The organism is Kribbella sp. NPDC003505 (genome assembly GCF_040610875.1).
Taxonomy (GTDB): domain Bacteria; phylum Actinomycetota; class Actinomycetes; order Propionibacteriales; family Kribbellaceae; genus Kribbella.
The window spans coordinates 20,100-37,831 of record NZ_JBEXNA010000002.1 but is presented as its reverse complement, the minus strand read 5'-3'; the positions used below and the strand labels follow the sequence as shown (position 1 = coordinate 37,831).

Annotated in this window: 15 protein-coding genes; 10 read left to right on the top strand and 5 right to left on the bottom strand. The window is 69.2% G+C overall.

What is annotated here, in order from left to right; genetic code table 11:
- Positions 1-54: 54 nt before the first annotated feature.
- From ABZX12_RS04620 to ABZX12_RS04595, 6 genes are all read left to right on the top strand, one after another.
- On the top strand, positions 55-969 hold the full coding sequence (locus ABZX12_RS04620; RefSeq protein WP_355689813.1) for an ABC transporter ATP-binding protein: 915 nt from the start codon (positions 55-57) through the stop codon (positions 967-969).
- Entirely contained in the window at positions 966-1,736 is a 771-nt protein-coding gene (locus ABZX12_RS04615; RefSeq protein ID WP_355689811.1) for an ABC transporter permease, read from the top strand. Before ABZX12_RS04620 ends, ABZX12_RS04615 begins: the two co-directional genes overlap by 4 nt.
- Positions 1,737-1,761: 25 nt before the next feature.
- The gene (locus ABZX12_RS04610; RefSeq protein WP_355689809.1) at positions 1,762-2,997 is read left to right on the top strand and encodes a sensor histidine kinase; all 1,236 of its coding nucleotides are present in this window, start codon (positions 1,762-1,764) and stop codon (positions 2,995-2,997) included.
- The gene (locus tag ABZX12_RS04605) at positions 2,990-3,622 is read left to right on the top strand and encodes a response regulator transcription factor (RefSeq protein WP_355689807.1); all 633 of its coding nucleotides are present in this window, start codon (positions 2,990-2,992) and stop codon (positions 3,620-3,622) included. The genes ABZX12_RS04610 and ABZX12_RS04605 overlap by 8 nt, the downstream gene beginning before the upstream one ends.
- A gap of 235 nt (positions 3,623-3,857) precedes the next feature.
- Entirely contained in the window at positions 3,858-7,163 is a 3,306-nt protein-coding gene (locus ABZX12_RS04600) for a S8 family serine peptidase (protein WP_355689805.1), read from the top strand.
- An 82-nt stretch (positions 7,164-7,245) separates the two neighbouring features.
- Positions 7,246-7,665: an STAS domain-containing protein gene (locus tag ABZX12_RS04595; RefSeq protein WP_355689804.1), complete on the top strand. Its 420-nt coding sequence runs from the start codon at positions 7,246-7,248 to the stop codon at positions 7,663-7,665.
- A 52-nt stretch (positions 7,666-7,717) separates the two neighbouring features.
- On the opposite strand, the gene ABZX12_RS04590 is transcribed toward ABZX12_RS04595, so the two are convergent.
- Genes ABZX12_RS04590 through ABZX12_RS04580 form a run of 3 tightly spaced genes read right to left on the bottom strand, consistent with a single transcriptional unit; the run spans position 7,718 to position 10,881 of the window.
- Positions 7,718-8,623, bottom strand: coding sequence for a carbohydrate ABC transporter permease (locus tag ABZX12_RS04590; RefSeq protein WP_355689802.1), 906 nt, complete (start codon positions 8,621-8,623; stop codon positions 7,718-7,720).
- On the bottom strand, positions 8,620-9,522 hold the full coding sequence (locus ABZX12_RS04585) for a sugar ABC transporter permease (RefSeq protein ID WP_355689800.1): 903 nt from the start codon (positions 9,520-9,522) through the stop codon (positions 8,620-8,622). The genes ABZX12_RS04590 and ABZX12_RS04585 overlap by 4 nt, the downstream gene beginning before the upstream one ends.
- Positions 9,523-9,525: 3 nt before the next feature.
- Positions 9,526-10,881, bottom strand: a complete 1,356-nt coding sequence (locus ABZX12_RS04580) for an extracellular solute-binding protein (protein ID WP_355689798.1) — start codon at positions 10,879-10,881, stop codon at positions 9,526-9,528.
- A 176-nt stretch (positions 10,882-11,057) separates the two neighbouring features.
- On the opposite strand from ABZX12_RS04580, the gene ABZX12_RS04575 reads away from it, so the two are divergent.
- Both ABZX12_RS04575 and ABZX12_RS04570 read left to right on the top strand, forming a co-directional pair.
- The gene (locus ABZX12_RS04575) at positions 11,058-12,788 is read left to right on the top strand and encodes a glycoside hydrolase family 36 protein (protein WP_355689796.1); all 1,731 of its coding nucleotides are present in this window, start codon (positions 11,058-11,060) and stop codon (positions 12,786-12,788) included.
- Positions 12,789-12,798: 10 nt separating this feature from the next.
- Positions 12,799-13,803 carry a LacI family DNA-binding transcriptional regulator gene (locus ABZX12_RS04570; RefSeq protein ID WP_355689794.1) on the top strand — a complete coding sequence of 335 codons (1,005 nt, stop codon included), beginning with the start codon at positions 12,799-12,801 and terminating at the stop codon, positions 13,801-13,803.
- On the opposite strand, the gene ABZX12_RS04565 is transcribed toward ABZX12_RS04570, so the two are convergent.
- Positions 13,792-14,682 carry a LysR family transcriptional regulator gene (locus ABZX12_RS04565; protein ID WP_355689792.1) on the bottom strand — a complete coding sequence of 297 codons (891 nt, stop codon included), beginning with the start codon at positions 14,680-14,682 and terminating at the stop codon, positions 13,792-13,794. The two genes, ABZX12_RS04570 and ABZX12_RS04565, sit on opposite strands and share 12 nt — an antisense overlap.
- Positions 14,683-14,752: 70 nt before the next feature.
- Here ABZX12_RS04565 and ABZX12_RS04560 point away from each other — a divergent pair, with 70 nt between their 5' ends.
- Positions 14,753-15,502, top strand: coding sequence for an SDR family oxidoreductase (locus tag ABZX12_RS04560; protein ID WP_355689790.1), 750 nt, complete (start codon positions 14,753-14,755; stop codon positions 15,500-15,502).
- Here the strand turns inward: ABZX12_RS04560 and ABZX12_RS04555 are convergent.
- Positions 15,462-16,628, bottom strand: coding sequence for an MFS transporter (locus tag ABZX12_RS04555; protein WP_355689788.1), 1,167 nt, complete (start codon positions 16,626-16,628; stop codon positions 15,462-15,464). The two genes, ABZX12_RS04560 and ABZX12_RS04555, sit on opposite strands and share 41 nt — an antisense overlap.
- 103 nt (positions 16,629-16,731) lie before the next feature.
- Between ABZX12_RS04555 and ABZX12_RS04550 the strand changes: the two genes are divergently transcribed.
- Positions 16,732-17,709 (top strand): DUF5937 family protein, encoded by a 978-nt coding sequence (locus ABZX12_RS04550; RefSeq protein ID WP_355689786.1) that lies wholly within the window; start codon positions 16,732-16,734, stop codon positions 17,707-17,709.
- Positions 17,710-17,732: the final 23 nt, after the last annotated feature.

Here is a 17,732-nt window from a genome sequence, read left to right as displayed (position 1 = left end):
GGAGTATCCCGTTGGACGATGTGAGCGGCGTTCGCCGTCCGCGAAGCTCGATGCATGACCAGTACTTCCCCGATCGTCGAAGTCAGCGAGCTGCGCAAGGCGTACGGCGGGCGCACCGTCGTCGACGGGGTGTCGTTCGGTGTCGACGAGGGCGAGATCTTCGGCATCCTCGGACCGAACGGCGCCGGCAAGACCACCACCGTCGAGTGCGTCGAGGGCTTGCGGGTTCCTGACGGCGGGCAGATCCGGATCGCCGGGCTCGACCCGGTCGCCGACCACGCGGCCGTCACCCAGGTTCTCGGCGCGCAGCTGCAGGAGAGCGAGCTGCAGGCCAAGCTCACGGTCCGCGAGGCCCTCGAACTGTACGCCGCGCTGTACCCGCGCCCGGCCGACTGGCGCCCGCTCGCCGAGCGCCTCGGTCTGGCGAGCCTGCTGAGCACCCGGTTCGGTGTGCTCAGTGGTGGCCAGAAGCAACGACTGTTCATCGCGCTCGCGCTGATCGGGAATCCGCGCGTCGTCGTGCTGGACGAGCTGACCACCGGCCTCGATCCGCGCGCTCGCCGGGAGACCTGGGAGATCGTCGAGGACGTCCGCGAGCGCGGCGTCACGGTCCTGCTGGTCACGCACTTCATGGAGGAGGCCCAGCGCCTCTGCGACCGGATCGCGCTGATCGACAAGGGCCGGATCACCGCGCTCGACACTCCGCAGGGACTGATCAGCCGGACGGCGGGATCCACGATCATCTCGTTCACGCCGTCGGCGCCGCTCGACGACGAGGACCTCACCGCGCTGCCCGCGGTCGCGAGCATCGAGCACAAGGACGCCCGCATCACCATCGGCGGGTCCGACGAGACCGTGACCGCGCTGCTGTCGCTGCTCGCCCGCCGCCGCATCACCGCCCACCAGCTCCGCGTCACCGACGCGACGCTCGACGACGCCTTCCTCGACCTGACAGGAGCCACCCGGTGACCACGAGCACAATCGCCCCGGTCCGCCGTCCGTCGCCACGGACCGCCGTGCTGCGCGCCGAGGCGCGGCTGTTCCGCCGGGAGGCCGGCGCGCTGTTCTGGACGCTCGGCTTCCCGCCGCTGCTGCTGGTGATCCTCGGGTCGATCCGCAGCTTCCGGAAGTTCGACCCCGGTCTCGGGATGCGGGTCATCGACGTGTACGTGCCGACCCTCGTCCTCGTCGCGCTGATCGTCACCGGTCTGCAGGCGATGCCGCCGGTGCTCACCGGCTACCGCGAGCGCGGCATCCTGCGCCGGATGTCCTTGACGCCGGTCCGCCCGTCCGAGCTGCTGATCGCGCAGATGGGGCTGAACGGCGCCGCGGGTGTGCTGTCGGCGTTGGTCTGCCTGACGATCGGCCGGCTGGCGTTCGACGTCCAGCTGCCGAAGCAGGCCTTCGGGTATGCGCTGGCGTTCCTGCTCACGGTCACTACCGCACTGGCGCTCGGCGCGTTGATCTCGGCGCTCGCTCCGACCGCGCGGCTCGCGACCGGTATCGGCACGTTGGTGTTCTTCCCGAGCCTCTTCTCCGCGGGTCTGTGGGCCCCGGTCCAGTCGATGCCGCACACGTTGCGCGAGATCGTCGTCCTGCTGCCTTTCGGTGCCGCGTCCCAGGCGCTCGAGCAGGCCGCGGCCGGGCAGTGGCCGGACTGGTCCCACCTGGGTGTGCTGATCGCGTGGGCTGCGGTCCTGTCCGCGGCGGCCGTCCGCTGGTTCCGCTGGGAGTAGGGCCCGGGTCGTGCACACTGGATCCGTGACAACGACGGACAGCGACCTCGACCGGCACGAGGCGGCGTTCCACCGTTGGGCTCCGTACTTCCTGCTCGGCCTCAGCTTCCTGCTGGCGCTGGCGACGGCGGGCGAGATCATGCCGTCGGGCCGGGACCAGATCGCGGCGTACGCGCTGGTCGGCGCCGCGCTGGTCCTGCAGTTGTGGTGGAGCTGGAGCCACCGCCTGCACCGCGGCCCGAATGCCGTGTCCGTGACGTACTACGTGATCCGCTGGGCGATCGCCGCCGCGTTGACGACGCTGAGCGGCTTCTTCGCGTTCTACGTGGCGGCGGGCTACTACGACACCGACGAAGTGATCCCGGGCCGGAGGCGGAAACGGCTCGCCCTCTTCGTCACCACGATCCCGATCGCCAGCGCGCAGACCGGGCGCTTCCCGCCGGAGGGACGCACGGGCTGGCTGGCCTTCGCCGGCCTGCTGGTCGCGAACAATGCGCTGCTCACCGTCGTGAAGCACTTCGCCGACCGTCAGGAGGCGCGGTCCCGGGCGCGCGCCGACACGATCGAGCAGCTCCAGCAGGCGCACGAGGAGAACGCCGCGCTGCAGGCCCAACTGCTCGTCCAGGCCCGCGAGGCGGGGATCGCCGACGAGCGCCGGCGGCTGGCCGCGGAGATCCACGACACCATCGCGCAGGGCCTGACCGGCATCATCGCCCAGCTCCAGGTGGTCGCGAACACCACCGATCCGGCCACCGTCACCGAGCACGTCGGCCGGGCGACCGAGCTGGCCCGGCACAGTCTCGGCGAAGCCCGTCGTTCGGTGCAGAACCTGGCACCCGCCGGTCTGTCGTACGACGGTCTCCCGGAGGCACTTCGCAAGGCCGTCGACCAGTGGGCCGAGCACACCGGCGTCGCCGCGGAGCTCACGGTGACCGGTGCGGCGCAGCATCTGCACGGGGAGGTCTCGGCGACCATCTTGCGCATCACCCAGGAAGCCCTCGCGAACGTGGCCAAGCACGCCGCCGCGCTCCGCGTCGGGGTCACGCTCAGCTTCATGGACGACGAGGTGACAGTGGACATTCGTGACGACGGCAACGGTTTCGACCCGCTGGCGCTGGCCCCCCGGACGGGCACCGGCGGCTTCGGCCTCGACGGCATGCGGGCCCGCGCCGAACGCATCGCCGGCTCGCTCACGGTCGAGTCCGAGCCCGGCTTCGGTACGGCGGTCTCGGCGCGGCTGCCGCTGGTGCTCCATGGCTGACATCTCGCTGCTCCTCGTCGACGATCACCCCGTCGTGCGGAACGGGCTGCGCGGCATGTTCGAGTCGGCGCCCGGCTTCACCGTGCTCGCCGAGGCCGCCAACGGCGTCGAGGCGGTCGAGCTGGCCGCCGAGCTGGACCCGGACGTCGTCCTGATGGACCTGCGGATGCCGGGCGGCAGTGGGCTCGACGCGATCACCGAGCTGACCCGCCGCGGCATCCGCGCCAAGGTCCTCGTCCTGACGACCTGGGACACCGACACCGACACGCTGCCCGCGATCGAGGCCGGCGCGACCGGCTACCTGCTCAAGGATGCGCCGCAGGACGAGCTGTTCAACGCCGTCCGGCAGGCGGCGGCCGGTCGCACGGTGCTCTCCCCCGCCGTCGCGTCCCGGCTGGTCTCGGCCGTCCGGTCGCCGGCGCCGAGCCCGCTGGCCGCCCGCGAACGGCAGGTCCTCGAGCTGGTCGCGAAGGGCACGTCGAACCGCGACATCGCCCGCGAACTGTTCATCAGCGAGGCCACGGTGAAGACCCACCTCAGCCACGTCTTCACCAAACTCGGGGTCGCCGACCGCGCCGCGGCCGTGGCCAAGGGCTACGAACAAGGCATTCTCGGTCGCGATTGAGAAATGCGCCGAAGTCTGGCCCGCAACGGAATCTGGGCTTAACCTCGGGCACAGGCAGGCGCCGCGGGGGTGCCGGCCGTACGCCGGTCCCGGGGGGGTTCGGTCACAGGGGTGAGGGCCTGATTCTTTCGTCGGGGGTCTCCTGACGCTGCCTCCTGCCGTGACGGCGTTCTTCCGTCTCACTGGAGGCCCGCGCATGAGGTCACCGTTCCACCGACGAAGTCCGCGAACCGTCATGGCCGGAGTGTCCGCCGGTCTGCTCGTCGCCGCCTTGCTACCCGCGATGACCGCGGCGGCCGACACGTCCCCGACCGCGCCGAACGGCCGGCCCTGGAAGGCAACGCCGCTGACCGTCGCGAGTATCGTCAACGGCGCGAAGTCGCCCAGCGGGCAGCTCGCGAAGAGTGATCCCGCGCTGGTGAACAGCACGTCCGCCAAGCAGGTCCGCGTGGTCGTCAAGCTCGACTACGACTCGCTGGCGGCGTACCGGGGCGGGATCAAGGGCCTGCCCGGTACCAGCCCGTCGGTCACCGGCAAGCGCCTCGACGTGAAGAGCGCGAACGCGACCAAGTACCTGAAGCACGTGTCCACGCTGGAGAACGACTTCCTCGCCGCGATGCAGACGCGGGTGCCGACCGCGAAGGCCGGCCAGCGGCTGCGCACCGTGTACGGCGGGATCTCGGTCAGCGTCCCGGCGAACCGGGCCCGCGACCTGCTGAAGCTGCCGGGCGTGGCCGCGGTCCAGCAGGACAACCCGCAGGAGATGCTCACCGACTCCAGCGGCTCGTTCATCGGCGCCCCGACGATCTACAACCAGCTCGGCGGCTCGGCCAATTCCGGCAAGGGCATCATCGTCGGCGTCCTGGACAGTGGCGCGTGGCCGGAGCACCCGTCGTTCGCCGACCCGGGCACCCTGCCCGCACCGCCGCCGAAGGCCGACGGCACACCGCGGACCTGCAACTTCGGGGACAACCCGCTGACGCCCGCGACCGACGTGTTCGTCTGCAACAACAAGCTGATCGGCGGCCGGCCGTTCCTCGACACCTACAACGCGGTGATCGGCGGGGACGTCTACCCCAGCAGCGCGCGTGACTCCAACGGCCACGGCACGCACACGGCCTCGACGTCGGCCGGCGGCCCGGTCGCGAACGCCAACCCGCTCGGGATCGACCGCGGCGCACTCGCCGGCATCGCACCGGCCGCGGCCGTGTCGGTCTACAAGGTCTGCGGCGCCGAGGGCTGTTTCCCGTCCGACTCCGTGCAGGCCGTCGCCCAGGCGATCCTGGACGGCGTCCGGGTGATCAACTTCTCGATCTCCGGCGGCAGCGACCCGTACAGCGACCCGGTCGAACTCGCATTCCTGGACGCGTACGCGGCCGGCGTCTTCGTGTCCGCCTCGGCCGGCAACTCCGGTCCGGGCGCGAACACCACCGACCACCGCGGCCCATGGGTCACAACGGTCGCGGCGTCCACGCAGAGCCGCACGTTCCGCTCGACCGTCTCGCTGTCCGGCGGCGGCGCGACCGCCACGGTGTCCGGCGCGTCGATCACGTCCGGCGTCGGTACGCCGGCACCGGTCGTCCTCGCGTCCGCTCCGCCGTACAGCAACGCGCTGTGCACGACGCCGGCTCCACCCGGCATCTTCACAGGCAAGATCGTTGTCTGCGAGCGCGGCCCGAACCGGGTCCTCAAGGGCTTCAACGTCAGGCAGGGCGGCGCCGTCGGCATGCTGCTGTACAACTCCGTGCCGTTCGACGTCTTCACCGACAACCACTGGCTGCCGACCGTGGCCCTGGAGAAGCTGGACGCGGACGCGCTGCTGGCGTTCCTGGCGGCGCACCCGGGCACCACGGCCTCGTTCACCCAGGGCGCCAAGACCGCCTGGCAGGGCGACGTGATGACGTACTTCTCGTCGCGCGGCCCCGGCGGCGACTTCCTCAAGCCCGACGTCACCGCGCCGGGTCTGCACATCATGGCCGGACAGACACCGACTCCCGAGTCCCCGGCCGAAGGCCCGCCCGGCAACTTGTACCAGGTGATCGCCGGTACGTCGATGTCGTCACCGCACGTCGCCGGTTCCGCCGCACTGGTCCTCGCCCTGCACCCGTCGTGGACGCCCGGCCAGGTCAAGTCGGCGCTGGAGACGACCGCGAAGACGTCGGTCACCAAGCCCGACCGCACCACGCCGGCCGACCCGTTCGACTACGGCGGCGGGCGGATCGACCTCACCAAGGCCGGTGACCCCGGTCTGACGCTGGACGAGACCGCGGCGAACTATGCGCTCTCGGCCACCGACCCGCTGAACCGGATCGATCTCAACCTGCCGTCGGTGAACGCGCCGACGATGCCGGGGCTGATCACCGCCACGCGGACGGTCACCAACGTGACCAACCAGACGCTGTCCTTCTCCGCCAGTGGTACGACGGTCAACGGTGCGAACATCAGCGTCCTGCCGCCGGTGTTCCAGGTGAAGCCGGGCAAGTCGCAGAAGCTGACGATCGCCATCACCGCGCCCGACGTACCCGACGGGCAGTACTTCGGTCAGGTCAACCTGAAGCAGGTCGGCGGCAGCCGTCAACTGCACCTGCCGGTGGCGTTCTTCCGCCAGGAGGGCATCGTGCCGGTCGACCAGACCTGTACGCCGTCCACCATCAAGAAGAACACCGAACAGTCGGTCTGCACGGTGACCGTGCAGAACAACAGCTTGCAGACCACGGACGTGACCGCAGTCAGCACGCTGAGCTCGCAGCTGCGGTTGAACAGCGTGACGGGCGCGACCCAGGTCGGCACGCAGATCGCGACGAAGACCGCGACCCTGGCCGGGCGCCAGCCCGACAGTCCCGCCATCGCGCCCGGGTCCTTGTTCGGTTACATCCCACTCGACGCGTTCGGGACCGCGCCCACTCCGATCGGCGACGAGCAGGCAGTGAACTTCACCGTCCCGGCGTTCGTGTACGCCGGCCAGACGTACACGAAGATCGGCGTCACATCGAACGGCTATTCGGTCGTCGGCGGTACGTCGACCGGTGACGACGTCCAGTTCCTCCCGCAGACGCTGCCCGACCCGGCCCGGCCGAACAACGTGCTGGCGTCGTTCTGGACCGATCTCGACGGCACCGGTGCGCCAGGCGTCTATGCCACCGTCCTGACCGACGGGGTGAGCAGCTGGATCGTCCTCGAGTGGCGGGTCAACCTGTTCGGCACCTCGAGTACCAAGGTGTTCCAGCAGTGGATCGGCATCAACGGCACCGAGGACATCACCTACGCCTACGACCCGGGCAACCTGCCGGGTGATCCCGGTCCGGCGTACGGGCTGACGGTCGGTGCGGAGAACTTCGAGGGCACGGCCGGCGGTCAGATCTCCGGTCCGCCGGTGACCGACTACCGGATCACGAGTACGCCGGGTGCGCCCGGCGGGTCGATGACGTACTCGATGAACATCAAGGGTGTGCAGAAGGGGACCGGCACGGTGACGACCGGCACCTCGACGCCACTCGTCAAGGGCGTCACGATCGAGGTCGACAAGATCATCGTCAACTGATCGTGAGGCGTCCGGGCCGGGCCGCGCAGGTCCGGTCCGGGCGCTCCCGCCCGCGCGGGTTACCCGCCGGGTACCGGTACGCATGAACACACCCCGCGCGATCAGGTCCGCTCGCCGCCCGGCAGAGGTGAGCGGACCGTTTGTCTGCAGTTGGAGCTCTGTCGGCGACTGTGCGGTGGTCCGGGTGGCGGGCAGGGTCGACGTCTGCACCGTGGCCACGTTCGCCGACGAACTGCGGCATGTGATCACCACCAAGCTGCCGCGCCTGGTGGTCGACCTGCGGCGCGTCACCGCGATGGAGGCGAGCGCCCTCGAGGTCCTCGCCGACGCCCACGAGCTGGCGGTCCGGCACGGCGGCTGGCTGCGCACGTCCGGGGCCGGCCAATGGCTGGGCGACCTCATCCGGGTCACCGCCACCGCCCGCCCGCTGGACCACTACCCCACGCTCGCCGAGGCCCTCCCGTCCTACCGCCCCGCCGCCCCCGGGCCGGCGAGCCTGTGATGGTCGGCACGTCCGGCATCACCCGATGTGCTGATGCCGGACGTGCGGTAGGTCAGGTCTTCGAACCGGACAGCGCGATGCCTTGCACGATCTGACGCTGGGCGATGATGAAGACGAGCAGCATCGGCAGCGCCGCCATGGTCGTGGCCGCCATCAGGCTCGTCCAGTCGGAGGAGTAGGCGCCCTTGAACTGGTTGACCACGAGCGGAATCGTGAAGTTCCGATCGCTGTTCAGGAAGATCAGCGGAGAGAAGAACGAGTTCCACTGTCCGAGGAACACGAAGATGCCGAGGGCCACGAGCGGGGTCCGCAGCAGCGGCAGGATAATGGTCGTGAAGATCCGGACCCGCCCCGCGCCGTCGATCGAGGCGGCTTCCTCCAGCTCCAGCGGAATGCCGCGGACATATTGGCGCAGCAGGAAGACCCCGAAGGCGTTGAACAACGCCGGCGGGACGATCAGCGCCAGGTGGGTGTCGATCCAGCGGAGCTGCCCCATGATGACGTACAGCGGGATCACGGTCAGCTGGAACGGAACCATCAAGGTGGCCAGGAAGATGCCGAAGATCAGTTTCCGCCCCGGAAAACGGATCCGCGCGAAGGCGTAAGCGGCCATCGAGCAAGTGATCAGGGTGAGGACCGTGACCAGGCCGGCGATATAGAGACTGTTGAGGTACGCGCGCGCGAAGTCGGCGCCCTGCCACGCGGTGACGAAGTTCTGCGGCTGCCAGACCTTCGGCAGCAGCTTCGGCGGCTGGGCGAAGATCTCGTCCAGCGGCTTCATGGCCGAGAACAACATCCACAGGAATGGCACGAACATCACCAGCGAGCCCGCGACCAGCAGCAGGTGCAGCGGAATCCAGGACGGCTTGAACCGTCCCCCGCTCAGCCCATGTGAAGCATTCTTTCGACGCGCCGGCTCGAGGCCACGAGCGTCGATCTCGCCTGATGAGGTAGTCATTCGGTGTAGTGCACCCACCTTTTCTGAGCAAGAAACTGGAGGCCGGTGAGGGCCAGCAGGACCAGGAACAGGTACACCGCGATCGCCGCGGCGAACCCGAACTTGAACTCACGGAAGGCGATGTTCACGATGTCGTACACGATCGTGTGGGCGTTCGACGGCGCTGAGGTGTCGAAGAAGAAGTAGATGTAGTCGAACACCTGGAAGGACCCGATGATCGAGGTGATCGACAGGAACAGGATGGTCGGCGAGAGCAGCGGCACGGTGATCTTGCGCAGCTTCTGCCACTCCGAGGCGCCGTCGATGTCGGCGGCCTCCATCAGGGTGGGCGAGATGTTCTGCAGACCGGCGACGAACATCACGATCATGTAGCCGAGGCCCTGCCAGATCGACACCACGACGATCGCGGGGATCGCCGTCCCCGGATCCTGCAGCCAGTCAGGTGGGTTGGGCACCCCGAGCGACTTCAGCACAGAGCTGACAGGACTGATCTCGGGGTTCAGCAGCCAGAGCCAGATGGCGCCCACCGCGACGGTCGACGTGACCTGCGGCGCGAAGAAGAAGATCCGGTAGAACGGCGTCAAGCGGCCCGCCTTCTGAATGAAGAACGCGAAGAAGAAGCCGGTGATCAGCAGTCCGGGGACCTGCAGGGCGGTGAACCACGCGGTGTTCAGCCAGGACTGCCGCAGCTGGTCGTTCTGCCAGACACCGATGAAGTTCTGCAGCCCGACGAACGTGCGCGAACCCAGACCGTCCCAGCTCGAGAACGACAGCACGATGGCGAAGACCAGGGGACCCACCATGAAGGCGATCAGGCCGATGAGCTGGGGGGTGAGAAAGGCGTACCCCCACAGCGCTTCGGTCCGCCGTCTGCGCTTCACATCGGGTGCGAGCGCCATGTCTCACTTCCCGTTGTTGATGAACGCGCAGATCTTGTCGGCCCAGGCCTTCGCGTTGTCGCCGGCCTTGATCGACTTGTCCATCTCGGTGCCGAGGTTCGCTCCGACCTCCGCCTTGGACGCGATGGCCGACGGGATGGCGTAGCCCTTCTTGGCGGCCTCCGTGAACCAGGCACAGTGCTCGGGCAGCTTGTTCTCCATCACGACCTCGTCCAGTCCCGCGACGGCCGGCACCGCGTTGCCTCCGCCGGAGAGCCGGGCCTTCTGACCGTCCTTGCTGACGAACCGGGTGGCGAAGTACATCGCGGCTTCAGGGTCTTTGGCCTTGGCGTTCACGGCCATGGCCGCTGTGTAGACGATCGCCGGCGGTACGGTCTTCCCGTCGGGCGACGGGAACGGTGCGATGTCGTAGCCGAACTTCAGCTTCTTGAGGTTCGGGAGGATCCAGCGTCCCACCTGGCAGCTGGCGAGCTGCTGGCTGTAGAACAAGGCGTCGATGGCCTGCCCCTTCGGCAGCGACCCGCCGTACGTGACGTTGCCGTTGGCCATACCCTCCCAGAGCCATTCGAGGGTCTCCATCGACTTCGCGTCCTCGTTGAAGATCATCTTGTTGCCGTCGACGACCTTGCCCCCGAACGCGGTCATCCAGCTGAGCATCGGGCCGAAGCCGCCTTCCAGCACCATGCCCCGCTTGCCGGTGGCCTTGATCTTGGTCAGGAAGTCGTCGACGGCGTCGCGGTTCCAGCCGCCGGATTCGTGCAGTTGCGCGGGGTTCTTGGTGACGCCGGCGGCCTCGCACATGTCCTTGTTGAACCAGAACACGATCGGGTTGCAGTCGACGACCAGTCCGTAGGTCCCCGGGCTGCCGTCGGCAGGCTTGCACCAGCCCATCAGGTTCGGATACAGGTCGTCGATCTTGACGGGCGCGTCCGCCTTGGACGTGAACTCGGTGAAGTCGGCGACCTTCTTGGACTGGATGAGCCGTTGCATGCCGGAGTCCTGCACGTAGAAGACGTCCGGGGCGCTGCTGCCGGCGAGCTGGGTGAGCAGCTTGGCGCCGTAGTCGCCGACGACCACCTGGAAGGTGACCTTGGTCCCATGTGCGGCCTCGTAGTCCTTCGAGATCTGCCGGAACCGCTCGGCCTCACCCGGGTTCGCCCAAGAGGCCCAGGTCACGGTGCCGCCCGTGCCGCCCGCGCCGCCGGCGCCGCCCTTCCCGGCAGAACTCGAGGTGCCGCCCGCGCTACCGCCGGCGCAGGCCGTGAGCAACGCGCTCGACCCCGCTCCGGCGACGGCCGCACCGGCGAGGAATCCGCGGCGAGTAATAGGTCGCCCGAAGGGCTTTTCATTGATCGGCATCAGGTTTCTCCTGCTCTTGGTTCGGTTTTCGGCAGACGGCCACACCGGCGAGATCGGAGCTGAGGGCCGGCCCGGCGGCTCCTCGAAGAGGCGGATATTAGCGGTAAAACATAGGTACCTGAGGCAATCGCGTCAATACCTCCGAAGCACTCGGTTTTACCGCTATAGTCCGGCACGTGACGACATTTGAGATCCGCTCGGCCGACGGTCTTATCGTCCGCAGCGCAAGCCTGACCGGTCCTGGCACCCTGATCGAGCGCGCAGTCGCCGAGCCCGGTGTCCTGCGGTACGACGTCAGTGCCGACGTCGCTGCCGACGGTCCGGTGACGCTGCGCTGGACCTGGCCCGCCGAGGACGCGGTGACGCTCTGGCAGGCGGCCCAGGGATCACGGCGCAACCTCCCGACCGACTGGGGCTCGCACCGCGACGTCCGATCCGTCCGCTCCGCACCCGTCGCGACGCTTGTCGACGCGCAGGACCGCAGCGTGTTGACAATCTCCTTGTCGTCGAACGTCCGAGGGTGCGACTTCGCTGTCGGAGTGAGCGAGGAGACCGCGGAACAGTTGATCGAGCTGACCGTGACGGATCTCGAGGGCGAAGGATTCGCCCTGCGGATCGATCCGCGGGCCCAGCACTTCGCCGAGGCGTTGCGTGCCGTGACGGCCGAGTGGACGGCCGAGCTGGGTGACCGGATCGCCGACGTACCGCCGGTCGCTCGACAGGCGATGTACTCGACCTGGTACAGCGACCACCAGCACGTCTCGGCCGAGTCCGTCGAGCGGCACGCCCGCGCCGGAACGGCGTACGGCACCGAGGCGATCATCGTCGACGACGGCTGGCAGACCGACGACACTCGACGCGGGTACGCGTACTGCGGCGATTGGGAGCCGACCAGCCCCAAGTTTCCGGACATGGCCGAGCATGTGCGCCGCGTGCACACGCTCGGCCAGCAGTACGTGCTGTGGATCGCGCCAGCACTGATCGGTGTGCACTCGAAGGCCTGGCGCAAGCTGAAGGACCGCACACTCGGCTTTGCCGACGGCGAGGTGACCGCCGTCCTCGACCCCCGCTGTCCCGAGGTACGCGAACACCTCCTGGAGTGCTGCGTTCGTCCGGTGCGTGACTGGGGCGTCGACGGGCTGAAGATCGACTTCATCGACTCTTGGGCGAGGAGCAGTGTCCCTCCGCCCCCGGGCAGTGACTGCTCCTCCGTCGACGAAGGCGTGGAGCGGTTCTTGCAGGCCGTCACCGACGAGCTACGGAAGCTGCGGCCCGACGTGCTGATCGAGTTCCGTCAGGACTACGTGCACCCGAGGCTCTGGCGGTTCGGCACGTTCCTGCGCGCCGGGGACTGCGCGCTCGACGCGGTGGAGAACCGTGTCCGGACGATCGACTGTCGCCTGCTCGCCGGTGACCGCGCGGTGCACTCCGACATGCTGATGTGGCACCCGTCGGCGACGGCGGAGAACGTCGCGCAGCACTTCATCGGTGCGTTGTTCAGCACGCCGCAGGTCTCGATGGAGCTGGACGCGCTGCCGCCCGGGCACCAGCAGGTGGTCCGGTACTGGCTCGGCTTCATGCGCGATCACGCCGACACGTTGCTGCACGGCCTACTGCTGCCGTCACGGCCAGATGCGCGGTACACGCAGGTTCGCGCGATCGGTGCGACCGAAACCGTGGTTGCCGTGTACACGAATCCTGTCGTACGGCTCCAGGAGCCCTGCACCGTCATGGTGAACGGTGGCGCCGAGCGGAGACTGTACGTCGAAGGTGCGTGCAACCGGCTTGCCGACCTCGTAGTCTCGGACTGTTCGGGCCACGAGGTGCACCGAGAGACGACGACGCCGCCTGCAGTGTGGGGTATCGACGTTCCGGCCGGTGGATCGGCCCGGATCGTGTACGACTGAGGGGGAAGGGTTGGCTGCAGACAAGCCGCGGCGTACGACTGTCGCGGACGTCGCCCGATTGGCCGGGGTGTCGGCGATGACGGTGTCGAACGTGCTCAACGCGCCACACCGCGTAGCGGCACCGACAGTGCGGACTGTGCGCGCCGCGATCCAGGAACTCGGGTACATCCCGAACCACGCTGCCCGCGCGTTGTCGTCCGGACGCAGCCAGGTGATCGGCCTGCCGATGTCCTTCGAGGACGACCTCGTGGACGACGACAACCCCGGCCTGGGCGGGTTCCTGCACAGCCTGCTCGGCGGTCTGGTCAAGGCGGCCGCGGTCCCGGGCTACGGCGTCCATGTCGTCGAGACCCCGGCCGACAGCGCGACCGAGATCGTGCTGTACGAGAAGCTGATCGCGGCGCGCCAGGTCGACGCGATCGTCGTCATGGAGACGATGCCGCACGACGAGCGGATCGAGTTCCTCAGCCGGCGGCGGTTCCCGTTCGTGGCGTTCGGCCGGACGGGACCGGAGCACCGGCAGTGCTGGGTGGACGTGGACAACGAGACGTCGATGGCCGGGATCGCGGCGCATCTGCGCTCGACCGGGCGGGAGCGAGCCGTGTACCTGGCGACCGACAGCCCGTTGCCGTGGGTGCATCAGCGGCAGGACGGGTTCGTCCGGGAGTTCCCGTCCGCGGTCGTGCGCTCGTTCGGTTCGCTCGACGCGGTGGCGGCGTACGTCGAGGAGACCGGGCCGCCGGACGCCTTCGTCGCGGACAACGACGCGTTCGCGGTGGTCGCGATGCGGACCCTGCAACGACGCGGCATCACGGTCGGTCAGGACGTCGCGGTCACCGGCTTCAACGACTTCCCGTTCGCGAGCATGCTCGACACGCCGCTCACGACGGCCCGGATCCCGCTGCGCGACATCGCCACCTCCCTGTTCGACCGCGCCCTGCGCGAGATCGCCGGCGAACCCGACGAGCCCGGCCGGCTCGTCACCGCACCGCTCGTGGTCCGCTCAAGTGCGTGAGACCGCGGGCGGTTCGGTGGAATGCCGGACGGCCGCCTCGACGAACCGGGCCAGCTCGGCGGAGCGGCTGCCGGCCGGCCAGACGACGTACATCCGGTACGGCTCGACGTCGGTCACCGGCCGGTAGACGACGTCCGGGCGGATGTTGCGCTCGGCCATCGACCGCGGCACCAGCGCGACCGCCTGCCCGAAGGCCACCACTTCCAGCAGTTGTGCGGAGTCCTGCACGACCGGCCCGTCCACGGCGTCGTCCGGCCGCGCCGACCAGTAGTTGCGCTGAGCAACGTCAGCCCGGCTCCAGCGTGGCGCCGGGATCCCCGCCAGATCGTCCGCCGCCAGCACGTCCCGCCCCGCCAACTCGTGCGTCACCGGCAACGCCGCCACGCGAGGCTCCTCGTACAACTCCTCGCGCTCCAGTCCGAGGTCGTCGAACGGCCGGCTGACCAGCGCGACATCCGCCCGTCCGTCGCGCACCATGTCCGCCTGCTCCCCGAACCCGCTCACCACCACCTCGACGCCCGGGAAGTCGTCCCGCAGCTCGGTGACGATCCGGTGCAGCAGTTCGGTCGCGACACCAGGCTTCGCCGTGACCACGAGCCGCTTCGTGGTCTGCCCCGCCCGCTGCGTCCGGCGGACGGCGGAATCGAGCGCGTCGAGCACCGGGCCCGACTCCTTCAGCAGCGTCTCCCCCGCGGCGGTGAGCGCGAGCCGCTGGCCGGAGCGGTCGAACAGGTCCACGCCGAGCCGGTGCTCGAGCTGGCGCATCGCGCGCGACAACGGCGGCTGGGCGAGGCCGAGCCGCTCGGCGGCGCGGGTGATGTTCAGGTCCTCGGCGACCGCGCGGAAGTACCGCAGCTCGCGGATCTCTGGCTCGGGCATACCTCCAGGGTATGGCGGACCACCTGATCGGTGTTGGTCCGCCGGGGCAGGTCCGCGCTGGACTGGAGGCATGAATCAGAACGAAGTCGCCCTGGTCACGGGCGGAAACAAAGGCATCGGCCGCGAGATCGTCCGGCAGCTGGCACAGCGCGGACCGACCGTGTATCTCGCGGCACGCAACCCCGCGCTGGGCGTTCGCGCCGCGGACGAACTGGCACGCGAGGGACTCGACGTACGGTTCGTGCAGCTGGACGTCACTGACGGGGAGTCGGTCGCGGCGGCCGCCAAGCAGGTCGAGGCCGACTCCGGCCGGCTCGACGCGCTGGTCAACAACGCCGGCATCGTCTCCGAATGGGGTACGGCGGTCGCGGACATCACGGCCGACCAGGTCCGCGCGGCGTACGACGTGAACGTGTTCGGCGTGGTCGCGGTGACCAACGCGTTCGTACCGCTGCTGCGCCGGTCGCCGAACGCGCGGATCGTCAACATGTCGAGCGGGCTCGGCTCAACCACCCTGCTCTCCGAACTCGACGGCCGCCTGGCCACCCAGGGGCTGCTCGCCTACAGCTCGTCGAAGGCCGCCCTCAACGCACTGACCCTGGTCTACGCAAGCGCCCTGCGCGCGGACGGCATCAAGGTGAACGCGGCCACGCCGGGTCTCGTGCCGACCGACCTGAACACGCAGGCGTCGGTACCGCGCGGCGAGCGGACCGTGGCCGACGGAGCAGCCGTCCCGGTCGCCCTCGCGACGCTACCCGCGGACGGCCCGACCGGCGTCTTCAGAGGACCTGAGTCGCTGTCCGACGTGGCACCGTGGTGAGCGCCTGACGGGCGATCAGCAGGGTGATCGTCGTGCCGAGGACGCCGGCCAGCGCGATCGTGAGGTTCGGGTCGAGGAAAGAACCGACGACGCCGCCCAGCGCGATACTGACGCCCTGGATCGCCATCAGCCCGCTGGTCTGGATTGTGAACAATCGACCGCGGTACGACGGATCGGTGTGCTGCAGGATCAGCGGATCGACGCCCTGGTTGAACGCGTAGCCGGTGCCGGAGATCGCGAGCAGCAGCGCGGCCACCGGGATCGGCGGCACGGTCAGGAACGCGATCGCGGGCAGCTGGCTGACCAGCAGGAACGGGACGACGAGCCGTCGCCGCACGGAAGGGGTGAACCGTGCGACGACGAGCTCGCCGAACACGCTGCCGACGGCATAGCCGGTGAACAACGCACCGGCGGCCGCCGCGGCGACGCCGACCTGAGCGGTGTAGGCGACGGCGAGTCCGTCCGGGAGGGACGAGAACGCCGGCGCCACCCAGGTCAGCAGGATCAGGTTGCGGAGACTCCTGTTCGCGAACAGCATCCGTAGGCCGGTCCACGAGTCGCGGACCGTGCTGCTCTTCCGCTCCCCCGGCGGCGTGGACGGCGTCCCGGCGCCGATCAGGATTGCCGACAATAGGAAAGTCGTCACTTCGACGACCAGCAACCACTTCGCGCCGATCGCCGCCACCGCGATGCCGCCGACCGCGAACCCGGTCAGGACGGCGGTCTGACCGATTGCCCGCAGCAACGACCGGCCGATCGGGAACAGGTCCTGCGGCAGCAGGTGCGCCAAGCTGGCGGCCCGCGCCCCGGCGAAGACCGGCGCGATCATCCCGGTGCCGACCAGCAGGCCGAGCAGCCCACCCACGGGCATGCCCGGCAACAGCATGCAGGCCACGCAGGTCGCGCTCAGCAGGTCACAAGCCACCAGCACCCGCCGCGCCGGGAAGCGGTCCGCGACCGAGGACAGGAGCAGCCCGCCCACGGCGTACGGAAGGAACGAGCACACCAGCACGAGTGCCGACAGCAACGGCGAACCGGTCCGCTCGAAGATCAGGATCGACAGCGCCACCTGCGCACCGACCGTGCCGAGCATGGTGACGGTGTGCGCGGCGTACACGGCACGCATGCCGGGCAGGCTGAGTACAGCTCCATAGGACCTCACGCCGCGAGAGTGCCCGACCGCGGGACGACCGGCGTAGAGTTTTGGTTGTGGCCGAAAGTTCTGGTTCATGACCGTCCTGCGGTTCACGCAGGCGGACGCGCTGCGCTGCCGGTTCGGAGTGTCGCCGTTGTGGGAGACGATGTCGGCGGTGCGGGTCCTGAACGGGTCGAAGCACCGGCCGCTGTACGGCGACTGGATCGCGGCGAAGCGGGACGTCGCGCGGACCCTGGACCTGCGGCTGTTGAAGGCCGTGCAGCCACGCGTCGGGTTCACACCGGACTTCCTGACGCCACCACCCAAGGCGTCGCGCGCGAAGTTCGGCACCGCGATCGCCCGCGTCCGCAGCACCCCGCTCGACACGGTCCGGACCGAACTGATCCGGTCCCGGGACGAGTTGAAAAACCCTGCCGCGCCTGAGATCGACGTCATGCTGACCGACCTGAGCGGCAGCCGGGAGCGACTGGCCGACGAGATCGAGGCCGCTTGGGAGGCCCTGATCAAGCCGGACTGGCCGCTGATCAGCCGCGTCCTCGAGGACGACATCGCCTACCGCGGTCGGCAGTTGACCGACGGCGGCCTGGCCGGCCTGTTCGACGACCTGCACCCGACCCTGGCCTGGGAGGACGACAAGCTGATCGCTACGCGGTACCGCTCAGAAGACCGCGATCTCACCGGGCAGGGCCTGCTCCTGGTGCCCGGGGTCTTCGCCTGGCCGTACCTGGTGATCGTCGTCGACCCCGCGTACCACCCGACCCTCGTCTACCCCGCCCGCGGCGCCGCGCGACTCTGGTCCGACGCCCCTGCTCCCCCGGATCCGCTGGCACGCCTCCTCGGCCGCACGCGCGCCACGCTGCTCGTCGCGCTCGACCCGCCCGCCACGACCAGCGCCCTCGCCGCCCAGTACGACCTGGCGCTCGCGACGGTCGCCGAACACCTGTCGGCGCTGTACGACGCGGGGCTCGCGACACGTCGCCGTACCGGGCACCAGGTGCACTACCGGCGTACCGAGGTGGGACAGGCCGTGGTCGACGCCTCCGTCGGCTGAGCGCTGATCGGCGTCAGAATGCT

Coding starts and splice junctions, on each gene's coding strand:
- ABZX12_RS04620 (WP_355689813.1), top strand. CDS start 55: ATGACCAGTACTTCCCCGATCGTCGAAGTCAGCGAGCTGCGCAAGGCG.
- ABZX12_RS04595 (WP_355689804.1), top strand. CDS start 7,246: ATGAACACACCCCGCGCGATCAGGTCCGCTCGCCGCCCGGCAGAGGTG.
- ABZX12_RS04580 (WP_355689798.1), bottom strand. CDS start 10,881: ATGCCGATCAATGAAAAGCCCTTCGGGCGACCTATTACTCGCCGCGGA.
- ABZX12_RS04560 (WP_355689790.1), top strand. CDS start 14,753: ATGAATCAGAACGAAGTCGCCCTGGTCACGGGCGGAAACAAAGGCATC.
- ABZX12_RS04585 (WP_355689800.1), bottom strand. CDS start 9,522: ATGGCGCTCGCACCCGATGTGAAGCGCAGACGGCGGACCGAAGCGCTG.
- ABZX12_RS04590 (WP_355689802.1), bottom strand. CDS start 8,623: ATGACTACCTCATCAGGCGAGATCGACGCTCGTGGCCTCGAGCCGGCG.
- ABZX12_RS04555 (WP_355689788.1), bottom strand. CDS start 16,628: ATGCGTGCCGTGTACGCCGCGCACACCGTCACCATGCTCGGCACGGTC.
- ABZX12_RS04565 (WP_355689792.1), bottom strand. CDS start 14,682: ATGCCCGAGCCAGAGATCCGCGAGCTGCGGTACTTCCGCGCGGTCGCC.
- ABZX12_RS04600 (WP_355689805.1), top strand. CDS start 3,858: ATGGCCGGAGTGTCCGCCGGTCTGCTCGTCGCCGCCTTGCTACCCGCG.
- ABZX12_RS04550 (WP_355689786.1), top strand. CDS start 16,732: ATGACCGTCCTGCGGTTCACGCAGGCGGACGCGCTGCGCTGCCGGTTC.
- ABZX12_RS04605 (WP_355689807.1), top strand. CDS start 2,990: ATGGCTGACATCTCGCTGCTCCTCGTCGACGATCACCCCGTCGTGCGG.